Source organism: Seonamhaeicola sp. NFXS20, from assembly GCF_049132085.1.
Classification (GTDB): Bacteria; Bacteroidota; Bacteroidia; order Flavobacteriales; family Flavobacteriaceae; genus Seonamhaeicola.
The window spans coordinates 592,407-612,977 of the sequence record NZ_JAFMPU010000001.1 but is presented as its reverse complement, the minus strand read 5'-3'; the positions used below and the strand labels follow the sequence as shown (position 1 = coordinate 612,977).

Genomic DNA, 20,571 nt, shown 5'->3' with positions numbered 1-20,571 from the left:
TTATGGACTATTCTATAAAGGCTACTTCCTTGCCTCAGGAAGATGCTGAAATTGATATAAAAACATCAAAAATAGCCTTTGGAACCACTACAAAAACAGCTAATTTACTACCAAACCCTGCTGAATTATTCTTAGGGTCTTTTGCTGCTTGTATACTTAAAAATGTAGCTCGATTTGCTAACATGATGAAGTTTCAATATCAAAAAGCGCAAATTGATGTTAAAGCAACACGTTTAGAAAAACCACCAAGAATGGAACATATTAATTATGTATTAACCATTTATAGTAATGATGAAAAACTAAATGTAAGGCTTTTGAAAAAAAACATTGAAAAATTTGGAACTATTTATAATACAGTAAAATTAGCCTGTACAATATCTGGCAATATAAAAATTATAAAATATGTTTGATTGGTTACAACATTTTGCAGATTGGCTCATATATTCTGTTTTTGAAATTGGAGCAGAAACCCACTTGGGAATAGCATTAAATTTCTTTATTTATGACACTTTAAAAATTCTAATTCTTTTATTTGTCATTGTATTTTTAATGGGGATTGTAAACACTTATTTCCCTGTAGAAAAACTAAAGAACTATTTAAATAAAAAGAAACTTTATGGTTTAGAACATTTATTTGCTTCACTTTTTGGAGCTTTAACCCCTTTTTGTTCTTGCTCTTCAGTTCCTTTATTTATTGGGTTTGTTCAAGGCGGAATACCATTAGGAGTTACATTTTCATACTTAATAACCTCACCATTAGTAAATGAAGTTGCTGTAGCTATGTTTATAGGTATGTTTGGAGTAAAAGCAACGTTAATTTATGTTATTTCAGGAATTTTATTAGGCACTATTGGAGGTTGGTTACTTGGTAAATTTAACTTAGAACCTCTGCTATCTGATTGGGTTAAACAAATCCTTGAAAATAAAATTCAAAATGCAGAATATGAAGAAAGTAATCGGAATTTTTATGAGCGTTTACCCGAAATATCTCAAAATGCTTGGGACATTGTAAAAGGTGTACTGCTTTATGTAATTATTGGTATAGCCATTGGTGCTGCCATGCATGGTTATGTACCAGAAAACTTTTTTAGTAAATATTTAGGTGGTGGAGAATGGTGGACCGTTCCGCTTGCTGTAATTGTAGCTGTACCCATGTACGCTAATGCTGCAGGTATTGTTCCTGTTATAGAGGTTTTTGTTGCCAAAGGTGTACCACTAGGTACGGCCATTGCCTTTATGATGGGTACTGTAGGTTTATCTTTTCCAGAAGCCACTTTACTAAAAAAAGTAATGTCTTTAAAACTCATTGCCATCTTTTTTGGTGTAGTTACAATCTGCATCATCTTTTCAGGTGTTTTATTCAACTTATTATTATAAACCTTAAATCAATACAAAATGAAAACTCTTAAATTTTTAACCATTATTTCAATAAGCCTATTTTTAATATCATGTAATGGGCAAAACAAAAAAGAAAAAGAATCAATTGACACATCTATTTCAAAAATTGAAGTTTTAGATTTTCACTCAACACATAGATGTATGACTTGCAACGCTATTGAAGCCAATACAAGATTTACACTTAACACCTATTTTTCAAAAGAATTAAAAGACGAAAAAATCATCTTTAAAGTAATTAATGTTGATGAGAAAGAGAATGAAAAAATAGCCGAAAAATTTGAAGCTTCTGGAACCTCTTTATTTATAAATGTTATTAAAGACGGAAAAGAAACAAAAATTGACTTGACTGATTTTGCATTTATGAATGGAAATGACCAAAAAACATTTTCAAAAGGATTAAAATCAAGATTAGAAACTGAATTAAAAACACTGTAAATGGAGGTTTTAAAATCTCTTATAGAGCACTATAACATTCCTATTTTATCGGCATTCATTCTAGGATTAATGACTGCCATTAGCCCCTGCCCACTAGCAACAAATATAACTGCTACTGCATTTATCTCTAAAAACATTTCTAGTAAACGAAAAGTTTTTTTTAGTGGCTTACTCTATTCTGTAGGTAGAGGTTTTAGCTATACAGCCATTGGTTTAATTTTATTTTTTGGGGCAAGCAAATTTCATATTGCTAAATTTTTTAATCAAAATGGAGAAAAATATTTAGGCCCTATTTTAATTATTATTGGTTTAATTATGCTTAATGTAATAAAACTGAATTTTTTAGGGAAGTCTAGTTTTCAAGAAAAACTATCAGAAAAATTTAAAGACAAGGGATTATTAGGCACTTTTTTAATAGGTGTAATTTTTGCATTAGCATTTTGCCCTTATAGCGGTGCACTTTATTTTGGCATGTTAACTCCAATGACCATTGCTTCTGCCAATGGGCTTTACTTACCAATAATATTTGCCTTTGGTACTGGATTACCTGTAATTCTATTTACCTATTTACTGGCCTACACTGCTGGTAAGGTGGGTGTGTTTTACAATAAAATTACACAGATAGAAAAAGTAATGCGAACCATAGCTGGCATTGTTTTTATTATAACAGGCTTATATTATATTTCAATTTTTATTGGGTTATTGAAATGAGTTTCAATTTTTTTGAAACAAAAAAGTCTACACTGTTGTGTAGACTTTTTTTATGTGGGAAGAGCAGGATTCGAACCTGCGAAGGTAAAAACCAACAGATTTACAGTCTGTCCTCGTTGGCCGCTTGAGTATCTTCCCAAAACCGAGCGCAAATATATTACTGTTCTTTAATTTATACAAAATAATAACAGATAACTTTTTAAAAAAACACTTCTAAACTATCGTGCTTAATATCTACAAACTATAAATAACTCTAAAAGTTACAAACCTTGGCAGTATGAATGTTGACGAGTTAGACACTGAAAACGTACCTACATTATTATTAATGTTGGCATCAATATTTAACAAGTTACTTGCATTAACCTCAAACTCCCATTTTGAATCCTGATTTTTTCTATACGCTAAACGAGCATCCCAAGATTGATATGATTCTGACTCACCATCAACATCTTGGTTAGTGTAGGCATAATCTGTTACAAAAGTTAAAGAATCCCATATATAGGCATCAAAACTAACCGATGGTGCGTTTCTAATAATTTTAGTGTTTCGTGTACCCTGATCTGTATTAGTTACTGAATAGGTATATCTTAGCCTAATATTTGGAGCTTCATTAAAATTAGTTCTAATTTCTGGTCTGTAAGTTTGAGAAAAACTTTTACTTTCAGACTGTCTATCTTCAATAAATTGATTATTTAAGCTATAATTAAAATTAGCACTAAGTCCGGTTCTTATTTTCCCAAAAGTACGTTGCCAACGCCCTGAAGCAGAAAGCGACTCATCTGCAAATTGCGAATTAAAATAGGTGCTGGTACTAATTACATTTTCAAAATTTGCTATAGAACGGATTTGGTCTATGTTTTTAGAGTAATTAACCGTTGCAAAAACATTGGTATAATTAAAAAGATTAAAACTTCTGTATCGTAATGTTAAATTATGAGATAAACCATTTTGTAGTTCTGGGTTACCATAAGATAAATTATCAAAACTATTTAAAACCAATCCTCTAGCAATATTAGTTACATCTGTAAACTGATTGCTCATTCTATAGTTAAACTGAAGGCTCTCTGATTTTTTAAATTGAACGCGTGTTTCAAATTCTGGTAAAACTCTAAAAAAGTTATCTTCATATTTTTCACCAAACTGAATGTTTTGATTGCCATAGGCATGTAAAGATACTCCTGGTCTAAATGTAAATATACCCAAACGCAAGTTGTATCTTGCTCCTAAATAAACATCACTAAAGTTATAACGTGTATCATTTGCAGCAGTTAACAAATCACCTTCTTCATCTACTATAGTTGGTGTTGCATCAAGCGTTTCATCATCTTCTAAAAACTGAAAGATATTAGAGTTAAAATCTTGTCTACTAAAAATAGTTCCTAAAGTTAGATTTATATTACTTTTTGAGTTTAAAATATTATAATAATCAAATTTTGCATCAAATTGATTTGATTTAACACGCTCATCTTGTCCTAGATTGTAGTAATTTAAACTACGATCTAATCCTAATTGTTCTGCGGTTTCATCATAGGCATCTTCATCATCAGTTCCATTATTTGTAGGGTCATTATTTAAATATGCATCGTAAAAAGGATCTTCGTCTTTTAAAACATGTAATGCTTCTAAAGCAAAAATATTATTCTCATTAAGCGTATAATAGTATTTTAAATTTTGGGTAATGCTAAATGGCGTTACTTCCTCTAATTGGTTTGTACTACCAATAACCGAAGATAACTCGGTTTGAGCCTCTGAGTCTTTAGAAAGGCTAGCCAAAACATCATAATCTAATTGATTATTAATGTTAGGTTTATAAGAAGCACTAAGTTTAACTAAACCTTGGTCTGATGATTCTTTACCTGTATTTACGGTTTCCTCATCTGGTATTCCTAAATCAGGATCTGTGTATCTTATAAAACTTTCCTGTCTTGTGCTAAGACGGGTACTATTAAAAATTAAGAATCCACTTAAATCTAACGCTTTATTAGGCGAATAACTAAAGTTGGTTGCTGCTAATTTTGCTTCTACTTTTTGTGAGTTAGAAACACTTGTTAAACCGCTTAACCCGTTATCTCCTAAGCTAAGACTTGTACCACTATCTCTACTTGGAGCTCTAAAGCCTCCTCCAAAATTACGCACTTCTCTATTGGTTAATGCGGGCTCTCCTATATTATTTAAGTCGCCAATAAGGTTAATACTGTATTTTGGACTGTAATAAAACAATTTTGGTTGTACTAAATACAAAGCATCGTTAGGAGCAGGTGCAGCACCTGCGCCCACTTTAACATCGCCAAACCAAAAGTTTTCTTTTCCTTCTTTAAGTTTTACGTTAATAGCGTAATTATTTTCATTATTCTCAACGCTTTTTAACTGGCTTACTTCAGAAAAGTTACGTAAAACTTCTATCTTATCTACGGCGTTAGAAGGTATGTTTTCTGTAGCTAATTTAGAATCGCCATCAAAGAAATCTTTTCCGTTAACAGTTACTTTTTGCACCACCGTACCCTCTACTTCAATTTGCCCGCTATCGTTAATTTCTACTCCGGGTAGTTTTTCTAGTACATCTTCTAACTTTCGTTCAGAACCGTTTTTAAATGAATCTGCATTATAAACAATAGTGTCTCCTTTTACAGTTACAGGCATTTCATAAACCAATTCTACAGCATCTAGAGTATTATCATTTTGCAAAATAAAATCTTCTGTAAGGTCGCTATTCTTGGTTTCTATAATTTTTTCTCCTGTTTTCATCCCTATATAGCTTATTTGTACTTTATAGGTAGAATTTTGATTTAAACTAAGTCTATATTTTCCGTCTGGACTTGTAATACCATAGGCATCTAAAACTTTTGTTTCTTGATTTACAGCTACAACATTGGCAAGTTCTAATGGGTTACCAATACTATCTTTTACTACACCTTCTAATTTTACTTGCGCATAAGATGCCAAACTTGTTACGAAAACAAGCACTAATGATATTTTAAATTTCATAAAAATGAATTGAGCTTATTTATTATAATTATTGGAAATACAATTATCTTCTACCCCCACCTGGACCATTTCTTCTGTTTCTGAAGTTATTTCTAAGTTCTTCAGTTTTTTTCTTAACTATTTCGTTGTACTCTTCTTTGGTAACTTCTTTACCTTTTTTAGGTACTTTAATTGTAGTTTTTTCTTCTGGGTTCATAACTATTTTTGAACATAGAATAGTTGTTTTACCAGCGCTTACTTCTAAAATTAAACCAGGTAGCCCCCAGTATTCTCCAGGACCTTGGTTAATAGGAATTTGCATAGTGTACCACGCTACTATTTTAATTTCTTTAGGCGTACCTATCTCACTTTCGGTTTCTTCAGACTCTTCTTCATCTCTTCTTGGTGGTCTAAAATCTTCAAAACCTACTGATTTAGATTGAATGGTAGCTGTTGCTTGAAAACAAGTATATTGGCCTATTTTTTTAGTTTCACCTGTCATTTTCCATTCATACTTTGGTAATTCATCTTTAACCAAAAACTGTTTACCAAAAAATTCTTGCTCTTGTAGCAAATCTTTTGTTTTTACGTTTTTATAAAGAGGCCCTCCTGTAAAGCTACTACTCATCATACCAAATCTACCTCCACCTCCACCTTGTCCCGGTGTTTCTAACGTTTCTTCTTCTTTATAAATAGATTCTGTTTGATTAAAGGTAAGCTCATAATTTTTTTCAAACATACTTTTTAATCGCTCTTGCATTTGTTTTTTTCTATCTTCTGGCATATCGGGTCTGCCAAAATTACTCATATCTACAGATGTTTTAGACATGTAAAATGCTTTACCTTGAAAGTTTTGTGCTTGAGAAACATTAGCACTTATAAATAATAATGCTAAAAAAATAAGTTTTGTAAAATTAGCCTTCATTTGAAATGATTTAAGTATTCTATATTAATTGTAGTAAGACCACAAAGTAAAACAAAGGTTTAACCATAAAACGTTAAATGATTCTTAAAATATCATATTTATTTAACCTTAAATTAATTTGCCTTAAACGGTTTGATTTTTGTACTTTTCAAAATAACATGAAATACTTTATTTTTCTTTTTACATTATTACCGCTTTCAATGTATTCTCAAAACAACATTGAAGCTACACTTATTAAAAGCACTAATTTTAAAGCAGATAGTATTATTTCTGTTGATAATTTTGGCACCATATATTACCTTAAAAACAATACATTTTACAAGAAAAGCAATAATAAAACCATCTCTTACAACAATTTACAATTAGGAGCTATTACTTTAGCTAATGCTTTTAACCCTTTAAAAATTAATTTATTTTATAAGGATTTTAATACTGCCATAATTCTTGATAACAGATTAGCAGAGATTTTTAAAATTGATTTCAATAATATTCAACCTTACAAAAACATCAGTCATATTTCTAGTGGTTTTGACAACACACTTTGGGTATTTAATATAAACACGCAAAAGTTAGAACTGTACAATTACAAAAAAAACACTACACAAGCCCATTCTATACCAATACAAAACAAAGTGTTAGACTTAAAAAGTAATTACAACTATGTTTGGTTACTTACTACAAACCATATTTACAAGTACAATTATTTTGGGAATTTGCTTGAAAAAACAAAAAACAATGGGTACACAAAATTGGTAGAAAGCAACGGGAACATTGTATTAAAAAAAGAAAATGCTCTTTTTTACTTAAAGAAAGACACTAAAGAACCCATCCCTATTTCACTACCAAATTTGTTAATAAATCAGTTTTTTGTAACCAATGAAACCTTGTATATTTACCAGAATCAAAAACTACAACAATTTCAATTAAAAATTAACTAAATATGCATATTGCGATTGCCGGAAATATTGGCGCTGGAAAAACAACCCTAACTAAATTACTAGCAAAACATTATAAATGGGAAGCCCAATTGGAAGATGTTGTAGACAACCCTTACTTAGACGATTTTTACAACCAAATGGAGCGTTGGAGCTTTAATTTACAGGTGTATTTTTTGAATAGCAGGTTTCGTCAAGTATTACAAATTAGGCAAAGTGGCAAAGATATTATTCAAGACAGAACCATTTATGAAGATGCTCATATTTTTGCTCCTAACCTACATGCCATGGGTTTAATGACCAATCGTGATTTTGAAAACTACTCGTCTCTTTTTGAATTAATGGAATCTTTAGTTCAAGGACCAGACCTTTTAATTTACTTAAGAAGTTCTATACCAAACTTAGTAAAACAAATTCATAAACGCGGTCGTGATTATGAAAACACTATTAGTATTGATTATTTAAGTAGATTAAATGAGCGCTATGAGGCTTGGATACATGGATATAACAAAGGAAACTTAGTTATTATTGATGTTGATAATTTAGACTTTGTTGACAATCCTGAAGACTTAGGAAATGTTATAAACACCATTGATGCCGAAATAAACGGGTTATTTTAGTGGTTAGCGCCTTCTGCGTTGGCCTGAATATTCCATAGCTTCTCCTTTACCAAAACCATAACTAAAACCAAAAGTTATAAAACGACCTCTTTGACTTTGGTTATATAGGTAAAAATCATCTTGAATGGTTTCTGATTTTTCAATTCTAGAAGCAAACAAGTCTCTTATACTAAGGTTAAGCACGCCTTTACCTTTCATAATCTTTTTTCTAAGACCTATGTCTGCAAAAATATTTTCGGCTACATTACCCTGAACCGTTTCTGTACTAGATTGATAGTTTCCGGTAACTTCAAAATCAATTTCAGCTGGCAGTTCTACTTTACCTGTTAATTTTCCAGTCCACTGGCTCGCATTAAAATCAATAGACTCTCCTTCAAAATCACCCTTACGTTTAAATGCATTATAGTTTAAATCGCCATTAAAAATAAGCCAATTAGCTACTGGGTATTTACCGTTAAACTCCACTCCAATAGCATCTGTAGTTCCTATATTAAAAGGTTTATATGTTCTTTGGTTAGTTTCAAAATTAAAAGTTGAAATTCCTCGTTCTATAGCATCGGTAGTGTAACGGTAATAAACACCAAAATTTAAAGATGCCTTCCCTAAATTATAAATATTAGTTAACTCATAAGAATCTGTAAACTCTGGTTTTAATTCTGGATTTCCGGTTCTTATATTAAAATTATTTCTGATGTTAAAAAACGGATTTAAGTCCCACAACCGTGGTCTGTAAACACGTTTAGAATACCCTACTTGTAATGAATATGCATCACTAAATTTATAAGAAGCGTGAAAACTAGGGAACAGGTTTGAGTAATTTTGAGTATTACTTTCATCTGTATTGATAAGGTAGGTTTCTAAGTCTGTATTTTCAAGACGAAGCCCCATTTTAACACCCCATTTATTACCTTCGTACGCTGCTGTTCCATAAACCCCAAGTACGTTTTGATCAAATTCAAAAACATTAGTTTGGTTGGGGTCTGTTACAAATACATTCTCTTCCAAGTTTTGCACTTCATAATCATTACTAACACTGTTTATTAAGTATTGCGCACCTGTTTCTATAGTAAATTTTTCACTATAAGGCTTTGTATAATCTAATTTAAACGTATAGTTAGCTTCTTTAAATTCTGTACGTGTTTTTTGATCGTTTTCTGGGTGATCTCCAAAACTGGTTCTATCTTGAAAATTAGATGATTGTTCTTTTCCAAAAAAACGTCCTAAGGCACTAAATAAAAGCATGTGATCTTCAAAATCATCAAAATCTTTTTTATACTGAAGTTCATACTGGTATTTAGGATTTGTAGCTTCGGTAGCTTCGGTTCTTTTCCATGTTGAAGCTAATGTTTCTGCATTAATAGAATCAAAAACAGTTTCAGAGGGTTGGTCTTCAACTTCATAAGCAAAATTACCCGAAAGGGTTAAAACGTTGTTATCATTAATATGATAATCTGTTCCTAAAACAACGTTGTAATATTTTTCATTTCTATGCTCTGTTCCTTCAGATTCTAATATGGTATTGTTTACTAAATTTTGGTTGATGCTTTTTTTATCGCTTGGTAATTTTCTATAACCAATACCTAATTGACTAAACAAATTAAATTTTTCTGTTCGTCTATTTAAACTGAGTCCTACGCTATGATTAGTAGGTGTTCCTAAATTTAAACTAACCGAACCATTGAGTCCTTTTCTTTCTTCTTTTTTAAGAATAATATTGATGATTCCTGAGGTTCCTTCGGCATCATATTTAGCCGATGGGTTAGTAATAACTTCAATACGTTCCATCATATCTGCTGTAATAGTTCCTAATGCGTTTCCACTATCACTAGCAATTACAGATGGTTTCCCGTTAATAAGTATTTGTACGCCTTGGCTACCACGCAGGCTAATATCTCCTTCAATATTTACGTTTACTGAGGGCACATTATTTAAAACCTCTAAAGCACTAGCTCCTGCGTTACTTAAATCTTTACCTATATTAAAAATACGTTTGTCTAGCTTAAACTCTGTTTTAGATATTTCGGCTTCTACAACTACTGCTTTAAGTTGTTCTAAATCTTCTTCTATGGTTATATTTCCTAATTGAATTTCACCATTTACAATTTTAAAATCTGTAATGGTTTTAGTTTTGAAACCCATAAAACTAACTTTAATATGAAATTTTAACGCTTTGGTTTGCAACTCAAAAGTACCATCTTCTTTAGTTGTGGTTCCTGTTAAGTTTTCATTTGTATTGGCATCAACAACTAAAACCGTAGCAAAGGCCACAGGTTGGTTGGTTTGTGATTCTATAACTTTTCCTGTAATAGAAGTTTCACTTTGAGCAAATAAAGAAAAAACAGGAATCAGAAAAAAAATAATGCTTAACCTTAAATACGTATTATTTTTAAAAATTAAAATCATAAATAAACTGTTTTATCAACATTATATAATTGAATATAATTTTATTTTCAATTATAACAAATCTATTAAGGAAGATTAAAAAACTTTTGAAATAATAATGAAAACAGATGAATCATTATCAAAACCTTCTCTTATTTTTTGGTAAGCAATGCGCATTTGAGATTCTACGGTTTTTACAGATATGTTTAAACGATTAGCTATTTCCTGATATTTTAAGCCTTCTAATTTATTTAGCCTTAAAATTTCTTTACACTTTGGTGGTAATTTATCTACTATCTTTTTTAATTTTTTTATTCTTTTATTTACAATCTCTTTATCTTCTTTTATAGAATCTCTTAAAGCTTGTTCTTTTAGTTCATCAAATAAAGCATTTTTTCGCTTTGTACTTCTGTAATAATCTACATAGGATCTATGAGCAACCGTATACAAATATCCTTTAACAGATTTTGTAATATTTAATTCTCTTCTTTTAACCCATAGCGTTATAAACAACTGTTGCACAATATCTTCTGCTGTTGGTTTATGATATGTAAAAACGGTAACATAACTCACAAGATCTTCATAATACTTTTGAAATAATACTTCAAAAGCATTTTCATCATTATATTTTATAGCATTTATAAGATCTAAATCCTGCATTAAAAAATTCTTAGGTCTCAACAAATGTGGAAATATAAATTGTAAAAAAAAAATTAAAAAAAATGTTAATTCTTTTAAGGGTTTTTACAAAATATGAACGACACCTATATAAAACACCACAAAATCTTTTAAAAATTGAAAAAATTAATTTTAAAGTATTTAACAAATTCTATTGATGATATAGAACTAAATAAGTTGCAAGACTGGTTAAAAGAGCCTAAAAACCAGAAAATCTTTAAGGATTTTATAATTGATGATTTTAACTTAAACAGGATGCACAACAAAGTAGATGTTGATACAGCTTTTAATAATGTTTTAGAAAACATAGCATCTAAACCTAAAGTTATTCCTCTTTATAAAAGAAAAATATTTAGGTATGCTGCGGCATCTTTAATTGCTATACTAATAAGTATTCCATTCTTTTTTAACAAAGCAAAAACAGATAACAACAACCCTATTATTGTAAACAACAATATAAAAACAGGAACAGATAAAGCTATTTTAACTTTAGAAGACGGCACAAGCGTAGCCCTTGAAAAAGGAAAAAACTATACTATTAAAAATATTGCTAGTAACGGAGAAGAAATAATTTATAAAACAACTCCTAATGCTAATAAAAAAGTTAAAGTCAATAAAGCCAGTAGAGAGATTGCTTATAATTATTTAACCATACCAAGAGGCGGACAGTATCATATTAAATTAGAAGACGGCACACAAGTATGGTTAAACTCAGAATCTAAACTAAAATATCCTGTAACTTTTATTAAAGGAAAAACTAGAAAAGTAGAATTGGTTTATGGCGAAGCTTATTTTGATGTTTCACCTAGTGAAAATAATCAAGGTTCAAAATTTAAGGTTATAACTAACAACCAAGAAATAGAGGTGTTGGGTACAGAGTTTAACATTAAAGCTTATAAAGATGAAGACAATATATACTCTACTTTAGTTGAAGGTAATATTTTAATAAAATCTAATTTATATGAAAATATTTTATCTCCCAATCAACAAACCATCATCAACAAAAATGATAACACTGTTAACCTTGTTAACGTAACAGACCTTTACAGTATTACATCTTGGAGAAAAGGCGTATTTAGTTTTAAAGACATGCCTTTAAATAAAATAATGAAAGTACTATCTAGATGGTATGATTCTGAAGTAATATTTGTGAATAAAGACACTGAAAATATTTTGTTTACAGGAATTTTAGATAAAAACCAATCTATAGAAGAAATTTTGTTCTCTATTTATAACACTAATAACATTAAATATGAAATAAATGACAAAACAATAATATTTAGATAATAAAAAGAAAGGGAATCGAGGTTCGGAATTCTCACAACACAAACCTCTTTTTCCCCATTAAAGATAATTAATCAATTGTTTAACTAATTAACTCAAGCAAATTTATGGAAATTAAATTAACCAAAGTTTTTTTCTTTTTCCGAAAAAAACTATTTAAAATCATTATGAAAACTTTCATCTTTTTATTGTGCTCTACTGTATTTAGTTTCTCTCCGGTAAATGTATTATCACAAAATGTGAAAGTTAAAATACCAGAAGACAAAACAATTACTGTAGACCAAGTTTTTGACATGATTAAACAACAAACTGATTATAGATTTATCTATAGATCAGACATGTTTAGAAACTACCCAAAGGTAGATGTAAAAAAAGGAGTGGTAAGAGCTAACAAATTATTAGAAAAAAGTCTAGCAAAAGGAAATTTTAAATTCATCATTTCAGCTAATAACACCATTACTATACGTCAAGCATCTGCTGTTCAAGAATTAGAAGTTTCGGGTACGGTTACTGATGAAAACGGCTTACCAATACCTGGTATTACAGTATATGTATCAAGTAGAGAGCCTGGTAGTGGCCTTATAAATAGTGATTTTGTTATTAGGGGAACTGCCACAGATATTGACGGTAAGTTTACCATTAAAGCAGAAGCAGGTTACTACTTAATAGCTTCAGGCTTAGGATATGAGTTATTTAAAACACAAATTACCACTAGTCAAACCACTTTTAACATTACGTTAAAGGAGGCTTTAAGTGAACTTGATGAAGTTGTTGTTGTATCTTCTGGTTACCAAGAAATATCAAAAGAAAGAGCAACTGGGGCTTATGTAGGTGTAAAAAAAGATCAAATTAACAAACCTGCTTCAAGCATTTCAGAAAGATTAATAGGAGCCGTTGCAGGGGTTCAAAGTACGGTTGCTGCCGATGGTTCTATAAGTTTTCAAATTAGAGGTTTATCTAGTTTAGTAGCTAATGCAGAACCTTTAATTGTTTTAGATGGTTTTCCTATTGAGGGTGGTTTTGATACAATTAACCCAAATGATGTTGAAAGTATAACCGTATTAAAAGATGCTGCCGCCGCTTCTATTTGGGGAGCAAAAGCAGCCAATGGTGTTATAGTAGTTGAAACAAAAAAAGGAAAAAAAGGACAAACAAATGTTTCCATTTCTTCATTTGTTAGAACATCTAGTAAACTAGATTTAGATTATGTGCTTTCTAGAGCCTCTAGTGCAGATGTTCTAGAGTATGAACAGACAGCTTTTGATTCTGACTTTTTTGGAAGTGTTTTTGGAGGTCCTCCAGGTATCGGATCAAATTTTCTTGATCCTTTTTCACAAGCTATCGTAGCTATGAACGAAGCTAGATTAGGCAGAATCACAGAAGCAGAAAGAGATGCTACATTAGCCAATTTAGCCAGTTTAGACAACTCTCAACAAATAAAAGATTATTTATTAGAATCTCCTCTAACTGCTCAATATAACATTAATATTTCTGGAGGCAATGATAGAATGACTAATAGTCTTTCTATCATGTATGAAGATAAAAACAGCATGTTTATAGGAGATAAAACCCAAGAATACCTTATAAACTTTAAAAACCAAACACAACTAGCAAAAAGGCTGAAATTAGACTTTGGTGCTATGCTACAGCATTCTGATGCAACTATAAACTCTGGTGGAGATATGCTAAGTGTTATTAAAAGTTTGGCGCCTTGGGATATGCTAAAAAATGAAGATGGAACTTTAACAGACATGTCTTATTTAAACTATTACATGCCTAATTTTAATGAATATGTTCCTGCTGAAAGTTTCCCTTACTCAGATTGGTCATACAACCCAATAACAGAAGTTCAAAATAGAGATTTAAATACTAAACAATTAAACGCACGTGTTAATGCTGGTTTAACGGTAGATTTAATTGAGGGTATGAAATTATCATCTAGAATTCAATATGAAATGTTTAACACAACATCTAAAAACTATTATAGTGATAAAACATTTGCTGTAAGACAATTTATAAATGAAACCTCTGGACCAGAATGGCAATACGGCGGAACCCCAACACAATTAGTACCTAATGGCGGTATTTTAGAACAAGGTAAAACAGAAGTAAATGCTTATAACTGGAGAAATCAATTAAGTTTTAATCGTACATTTTCTGAAAAGCATAATATAAGTTTTTTAGCAGGTAGTGAGGTAAGTCATTCAAAATTAAAAACAACCACAAACCCTCCATCATTTGGCTATGACCCTGAAACTTTAGTAAATTCTGAATTGTTGGTAGATAGAAACACACATTCATTATGGAATTTTTATCCAGCCCAATACGCAAGTTATTTCTATCAATTTAGTTTAGCACCTGAATATCAGTTTAGCGAAAGTACAACTAGACTATTTTCTTTATATGGAAATTTAGCCTATACTTTTAACGATAAGTATACAGTTTCTGGAAGTTACAGAACAGATGCAGCCAATATTATTGCAGACGATCCTGCTCTACGTTATGACCCTTTTTGGTCTGCTGGTTTAGGTTGGCACTTAGGAAAGGAAAGTTTTATGGCTAACATCACTTGGTTAGACAAACTTTATTTAAGAGGTACCTACGGATCTGGAGGTAATATTATTCCAAGTTCTTCATTTAGTCCACTTATTAGTTTAAGCTCTTCTTTAGATGATGTTACAAATCAACTTACAGCTTCTATTACAGATGTTGGTAACCCAGATCTTAGATGGGAAAAAACTAAGAGTATTAACTTAGGTATAGATTTCTCTACTCTAAACAGTAAGCTTTATGGAAGCATAGACCTATACAAAAAAAATGGTGAAGACTTAATTGTTGACCAAGCATTATCAGGCGTATATGGTACAACCTCTCAAAGGTTAAATAATGGAAAAATGGTAAACAAAGGAATAGAACTAAGTCTAGGCACCTTTATTCCTCTTAAAGGAAGAGATATTGTTTGGTCTGGTACTTTTAACTTTGCTTATAATAAAAACGAAATCACTGAATTTACCAAAGCTGTTTATGGGCAATATGAATTATATGGTGGACCAACTACCTCTTACAGAGAAGGTTTTGATGCTAACGAACTTTGGGCTTATGAATATGCTGGATTATCAGATGTAGGTGGAGGCGTTATGGCGCCAACTGTTTATGGAGAAAACGGAGTTGAAACCCCTATTACAGGTTGGGCAAGTGGCGATGCTAGAAATTACATGACAAGCCAAGGCACAACTAATGCACCAACAATTATAGGCTTTAGAAATGCTTTTAAAATTTACGATTTTGATTTATCATTTATTGTTACAGGTAAATTTGGGCATGTTTTTAGAAGACAAAGCTTTAATTATAACCCCGTTATAAGTGGCAATACCAATGTAAACGATAGCTATAGCGAAGTAGCAAACGGAGATCCTAATGAGATAATACCAATACCATCTGTAGAAGCTCGTTATTATTTCTATGATAGATACTACCCTTATATGTCATACTTAACAGAAGACGCTTCGCATATTAGATTTCAAGAAGTGAACCTTACTTATAATTTACCAAAAAACATCATAAACAAATTAGGAATAAATTCATTAAGCTTTTTTGCTCAGGCAAATAATTTGGGTGTCATTTTATTTAATGATTTTAATGAAGACCCTGAGTACCCTAAAGGCACTTTAAGACCTCAAACAACTTACACATTTGGAATGAATTTAAACTTTTAAAAATGATAACTATGAAAAAAGCATATATATATATACTATTTATCACTCTAGCACCTTTATTTAATAGTTGTGATGAATTTTTAGAAGAAAGCCCCTCAAAAACTTCTTCAATTGCTCCAGAATCATTAGAAGATTATGAAGCGATATTAAACAGTTATAGAAATTTTTATTCTGAATCTGTATTTTCTTCAATTTTCGGCACTGATGATTATGAATTATCAACAGAAATGTACGATAATTTTAGTCGTGCATATGACACATATCAACCAATTTATGGCACATGGGACATGGAATTAGCTGCAAATGAAAGTGCTAGATGGTCCGGGTGGTCTGAAGAATGGGAAAAAATATTTACTGCTAATTTAATCCTTAGTGGTATTAATAGTGTTAGTGCCTCAGAGGAAGATAAGGCAAATATAATTGCCGAGTGCCACTTTATAAGAGCTTATAGTTATTTTCAACTAGCAAACATATTTTGTTTGCCCTATACAGAAGCTAATAAACAAGAGCTAGGGTTGCCTATTAAAGAAACAACTAGTTTTGATGAAAGTATTGAAAGAGCAACCCTAGAAGAAACATATGCTCTTATCGAGTCAGACCTCTCAAAAGCTTTAGAAATAACACGTGAGTTTGGAGATGCTAATGGTTTAAAATATTCATGGAGAGCAAGTACTGCTGCTGTAAATAGTTTTGCAGCTCGTTATTATTTAGCTTTAAATGACTATGTATCGGCTCAATCTTATGCTCAAAAGGCACTTGATGAATATGACTATTTAAGAAATTACAACACTGATATGCGCTATTCAGACATTCCTTCGTATGTAACTATTTTTAATCCAAATGCCACACAAGTAGAGCTGTTTTATCCTTATACACACGACTTGCAAACGGTGCATGAAGACAGAATGGAATTTGGAGAGTTGTATTACTACAGAATGTTAAACAATGCTGTTTGGGCATATTGGCCATCAGAAGAGTTACTTGGTTTATATGACCAAACTAACGATCTTAGATACAAATACCATATGGTTGAAGACTACACGTATGATCGTGGTTCTCTTAACCCTCCTTATAGCTACCCTGGTTATATTTTCTTCTTTAAAAGCGACATCCCAAGCGGACCTTCTGTTCCAGAAATGTTGTTAATTAAAGCTGAATGTCAGGTTAGACAAGGACTTTGGTCTGATGGGTTAGAAACAGCTAATATTTTAAGAGCAAAAAGAATGGATGCTTCTGCAGATCCTTCTGAAATTAACCTAACTGCATCCTCTCAAGAAGAAGCTTTAGTAAAAATAATAGAAGAACGTCGCAGAGAAATGCCTTTTGTTCACAGATGGTATGATATAAGACGCTACAATAATAACTCAGATTCGGCAGATGATGTTATTTTATCTAGAACATTTTATCCATTTAACTCAAGTATTATTTTGGGAGATGAAACTCCTGTTACCACAACTTTAGATGTTAACTCTAGAAAATATGCTTTCCCTATACCAAATGAGGAAATATTAATTTCTAATGGAGCTTTAGAACAAAATCAATATTAATTATTCTATTAATTTTTTAAACAAGGCTTATAACTACTTTTAAGCCTTGTTTAACTTTCTTTTGCAACCACATTTTGGTTAATTAATTGTTAATTAACTAAAAAAATTAAGGGTAGCCTAGGCTATTACTCTTCATATCTAAAACATAAAACTCTAAAAACTTTATAACATGGGTAAATTAAAACACTTAACTATTGCTTTAACACTTATTTTGCTTTGGGCTTGCAATAATGAAAAACCTGTAAACTATACTTTATTTTCTGGTAATATAAGTAATACTAAAGGAGGAGAACTTAAAGTGAGCTCACTTAACGGTTTTTCTAAAATCATTAACGTAAAAGACACTGGTACATTTTCAGACACACTTTTTATTGAAGAAAATGAGGTTTACAACATACGTTATGGTAATTTAAGATTTACAGCTTATTTAACACAAGGTACTAATATTAATATAGATGCTAATGAAAAAGAAAATATTAAAAGTTTAAAATTCTCTGGAGATTATGCAGACTTAAATAATTACTTCGCTTATAAAGAATCTAAGAATGTAGATTTTATGATGGATAGAGAAGGGAGTTACAATGTAGATGAATCTACTTTTGAAACCAAAGTTTTAAACTTTCAAAAAGATTTAGAAGAGCACTTAAATAGCATAAAAAACTTACCAGAAGAAATAAAAACGAAAGAATTAAGAGCCATTAACTACGGAAGGTTAGCAAAAAAATCTCAGTACGAGAGGATGTACGGTTACCTTGCAAAAAACAGAGATTTTAAAGCTTCTGAAGCTTTTAAGAAAGAATTAAACGAAATCTCTTTTGATAATGCAGAAGATTATTTGTATTCATCAGATTATCAAAGAATGGTTTCTCAAAACATTCAAAATAAGGCCTATGAGTATTACCAAAAAGACTCTTTACCGTATCAAGAAGCAAGTGCTAAAGCTTTGTCTGAAATCACAAATCAAACTATTAAAAATGCTGAGTTATATAAAAATATTTCTATGCGTTTACCCATGTCTAAAGACAAAGATAAAGACTTGCAAGACTTTGTAAATGCTTCAACAAACCAAAAACACATAGAAAAAATAAAAGAACTATATGAGTCTTTAAAAGTTTTAGATAAAGGACAACCATCACCTAAGTTCGAAAACTATGAAAACTATGCTGGAGGCACCACTTCTTTAGATGATTTAAAAGGCAAATATGTGTATATAGATGTTTGGGCAACTTGGTGCGGACCTTGTAAATACGAAATTCCTTTCCTAAAAAAAGTAGAAGAACAATATCATGATAAAAACATCCATTTTGTAAGTATTTCAGCAGACAAACAAAAAGATAAAGATAAATGGAGAAAGATGATTGAAGAAAAAGAAATGGGAGGTATTCAGCTAATTACCGATAACGATTTCAATACTTCTTTTATATCAGATTATAAAATTATGGGAATTCCTCAATTCATACTAATAGACCCTCAAGGAAACATTGTACAAGCCAATGCACCAAGACCTTCTGATGAAAAATTAATAGAGTTATTTAACGAACTAGGAATATAGTTATGAAAAAAATACTATTAACCATTATAGCCCCTACCATCTTAACTTTTTCTTGTAAACAAGAACCTAAACCTGTAATTAATTACGCTATTCTTACGGGTAAAATTGAAAATGTAAAAGATGCCAACATAAAAATTAATTCAAAGTATACAAGCATAAGCCTTGATACAGTTCCTACTATTCAACAAACAGTAAATATTGATAAAACAGGGGCTTTTATTGATACCTTGTTTATAAATAGCTCTCGTGAGTTTTCAATAAGTTTAGGAAAAGAATTTATTGTATTTACTTCAAAACCAGGACAGCATATTGAACTAACGGCAGATGGTAATGATTTTAGAAATTCCATACAATTTGGTGGTGATGAAGCTGCAATAAATACTTATTTAAATAAAAAAGAGAGTATCAGAACTAGGATAAATAATGAAGATAGACATTTAAAGTATGGTGATGAAGCTTCTTTTATTAAAAAGCAGGAAAATAAAGAAAAAGAATTTCTAAACCTATTAAACTCCAGTCAAGGGTTACCATCTTACTTTATAGAAAATGAAAAAAAGGATATTTTCTACAATAAACTAATGTCTTACATGTACTATCCAATAAGTTATGAAAGATCCAACAACGGGAAAAAACCTGAATTATCTGAAGGTTTCTTTAACTTATTAGATTCAGCTAACTTGCAAGATTTTAGCGAATTTCAACATTCTTTAACATATCAGTTTTTATTAAGAGGCTATTATAATACTGAATATAGTAAAACGGTTGATAATGTTTGGGCGGCAGACCCCTTAAACAAGCTTAAATTCATTAAAGAACAAGTTGATGACCAAAATATTTTAGATGAACTCTTTATTATGTATGCCAGGTTTGACATAGCCAAAAGTCATGACTTGCAAGCGTATTATGATTTCTTTATGGCTAATGTTTCAAACAAAACTTACAAAACCCATGTAACAAAACAATATAAAGATTTAATGGCAACCCAACCTGGTAACCCATCGCCAGAATTTGTCAATTACAAAAACATTAATGGAGAAACAAATTCATTAAGTGATTTTAGAGGTAAATATGTTTACATAGATGTTTGGGCTACTTGGTGCGGACCTTGTAAAGCTGAAATCCCTTTCTTGAAAGAGGTTGAAAAAAAATACCATGACAAAAACATTGTATTTATAAGTCTTTCTGTTGATAAAGTATCTGACACCGAAAAGTGGAAAAAATTTGTAAAAGAAAATGAGTTGGGAGGAGTTCAATTAATTGCTAATAAAGATTGGAAATCTGAATTTATTCAAAAATATCAAATACAAGGAATTCCCCAATTTATACTAATAGACCCTCAAGGAAACATTGTACAAGCTAATGCACCAAGGCCTTCCAATGAAAAATTAATAGACTTATTTACAGAATTAGGAATTTAAAAATAA

The 20,571-nt window shown here is 30.8% G+C and carries 15 protein-coding genes and 1 tRNA gene; 11 read left to right on the top strand and 5 right to left on the bottom strand.

From position 1 onward, the window contains the following. The first annotated feature begins 2 nt into the window (after positions 1-2). The 4 genes from J1D01_RS02695 to J1D01_RS02680 are packed head-to-tail and all read left to right on the top strand — an operon-like array spanning position 3 to position 2,544. On the top strand, positions 3-410 hold the full coding sequence (locus J1D01_RS02695) for an OsmC family protein (protein ID WP_372935249.1): 408 nt from the start codon (positions 3-5) through the stop codon (positions 408-410). Further along, positions 403-1,377, top strand: a complete 975-nt coding sequence (locus J1D01_RS02690) for a permease (protein WP_372935251.1) — start codon at positions 403-405, stop codon at positions 1,375-1,377. The genes J1D01_RS02695 and J1D01_RS02690 overlap by 8 nt, the downstream gene beginning before the upstream one ends. An 18-nt stretch (positions 1,378-1,395) precedes the next feature. Then, on the top strand, positions 1,396-1,833 hold the full coding sequence (locus J1D01_RS02685) for a nitrophenyl compound nitroreductase subunit ArsF family protein (protein ID WP_421149732.1): 438 nt from the start codon (positions 1,396-1,398) through the stop codon (positions 1,831-1,833). Continuing rightward, positions 1,834-2,544 carry an aromatic aminobenezylarsenical efflux permease ArsG family transporter gene (locus tag J1D01_RS02680; RefSeq protein WP_372935255.1) on the top strand — a complete coding sequence of 237 codons (711 nt, stop codon included), beginning with the start codon at positions 1,834-1,836 and terminating at the stop codon, positions 2,542-2,544. A gap of 55 nt (positions 2,545-2,599) precedes the next feature. On the opposite strand, the gene J1D01_RS02675 is transcribed toward J1D01_RS02680, so the two are convergent. The 3 genes from J1D01_RS02675 to J1D01_RS02665 all read right to left on the bottom strand — a co-directional run bounded on the left by J1D01_RS02675 (position 2,600) and on the right by J1D01_RS02665 (position 6,433). After that, positions 2,600-2,682, bottom strand: a tRNA-Tyr gene (locus tag J1D01_RS02675). A 96-nt stretch (positions 2,683-2,778) separates the two neighbouring features. Continuing rightward, positions 2,779-5,529: a carboxypeptidase regulatory-like domain-containing protein gene (locus J1D01_RS02670; RefSeq protein ID WP_421149731.1), complete on the bottom strand. Its 2,751-nt coding sequence runs from the start codon at positions 5,527-5,529 to the stop codon at positions 2,779-2,781. A gap of 43 nt (positions 5,530-5,572) precedes the next feature. Continuing rightward, positions 5,573-6,433 carry a GLPGLI family protein gene (locus tag J1D01_RS02665; RefSeq protein WP_421149730.1) on the bottom strand — a complete coding sequence of 287 codons (861 nt, stop codon included), beginning with the start codon at positions 6,431-6,433 and terminating at the stop codon, positions 5,573-5,575. A 158-nt stretch (positions 6,434-6,591) separates the two neighbouring features. Here J1D01_RS02665 and J1D01_RS02660 point away from each other — a divergent pair, with 158 nt between their 5' ends. After that, positions 6,592-7,371, top strand: coding sequence for a hypothetical protein (locus J1D01_RS02660; protein ID WP_421149729.1), 780 nt, complete (start codon positions 6,592-6,594; stop codon positions 7,369-7,371). Between the two features lie 2 nt (positions 7,372-7,373). Then, positions 7,374-7,988 (top strand): deoxynucleoside kinase, encoded by a 615-nt coding sequence (locus J1D01_RS02655; RefSeq protein ID WP_421149728.1) that lies wholly within the window; start codon positions 7,374-7,376, stop codon positions 7,986-7,988. A 3-nt stretch (positions 7,989-7,991) separates the two neighbouring features. On the opposite strand, the gene J1D01_RS02650 is transcribed toward J1D01_RS02655, so the two are convergent. Both J1D01_RS02650 and J1D01_RS02645 read right to left on the bottom strand, forming a co-directional pair. Next, complete coding sequence (locus J1D01_RS02650; RefSeq protein ID WP_372938100.1) at positions 7,992-10,391, bottom strand: TonB-dependent receptor domain-containing protein; 2,400 nt, start codon at positions 10,389-10,391, stop codon at positions 7,992-7,994. A 75-nt stretch (positions 10,392-10,466) separates the two neighbouring features. After that, positions 10,467-11,030 (bottom strand): RNA polymerase sigma factor, encoded by a 564-nt coding sequence (locus J1D01_RS02645; RefSeq protein ID WP_372938099.1) that lies wholly within the window; start codon positions 11,028-11,030, stop codon positions 10,467-10,469. A 135-nt stretch (positions 11,031-11,165) separates the two neighbouring features. On the opposite strand from J1D01_RS02645, the gene J1D01_RS02640 reads away from it, so the two are divergent. From J1D01_RS02640 to J1D01_RS02620, 5 genes are all read left to right on the top strand, one after another. Continuing rightward, positions 11,166-12,335 (top strand): FecR family protein, encoded by a 1,170-nt coding sequence (locus J1D01_RS02640; protein WP_421149727.1) that lies wholly within the window; start codon positions 11,166-11,168, stop codon positions 12,333-12,335. 164 nt (positions 12,336-12,499) lie between these two features. Then, positions 12,500-16,048 (top strand): SusC/RagA family TonB-linked outer membrane protein, encoded by a 3,549-nt coding sequence (locus J1D01_RS02635; protein ID WP_421149726.1) that lies wholly within the window; start codon positions 12,500-12,502, stop codon positions 16,046-16,048. Between the two features lie 11 nt (positions 16,049-16,059). After that, positions 16,060-17,595, top strand: coding sequence for a RagB/SusD family nutrient uptake outer membrane protein (locus J1D01_RS02630; RefSeq protein ID WP_421149725.1), 1,536 nt, complete (start codon positions 16,060-16,062; stop codon positions 17,593-17,595). A gap of 169 nt (positions 17,596-17,764) precedes the next feature. Continuing rightward, a complete protein-coding gene (locus J1D01_RS02625; RefSeq protein ID WP_421149724.1) occupies positions 17,765-19,147 on the top strand; it encodes a TlpA family protein disulfide reductase in 1,383 nt (460 codons plus the stop codon). 2 nt (positions 19,148-19,149) lie between these two features. Then, positions 19,150-20,565 carry a TlpA family protein disulfide reductase gene (locus tag J1D01_RS02620; protein ID WP_421149723.1) on the top strand — a complete coding sequence of 472 codons (1,416 nt, stop codon included), beginning with the start codon at positions 19,150-19,152 and terminating at the stop codon, positions 20,563-20,565. The last annotated feature ends 6 nt before the right edge of the window (positions 20,566-20,571 follow it).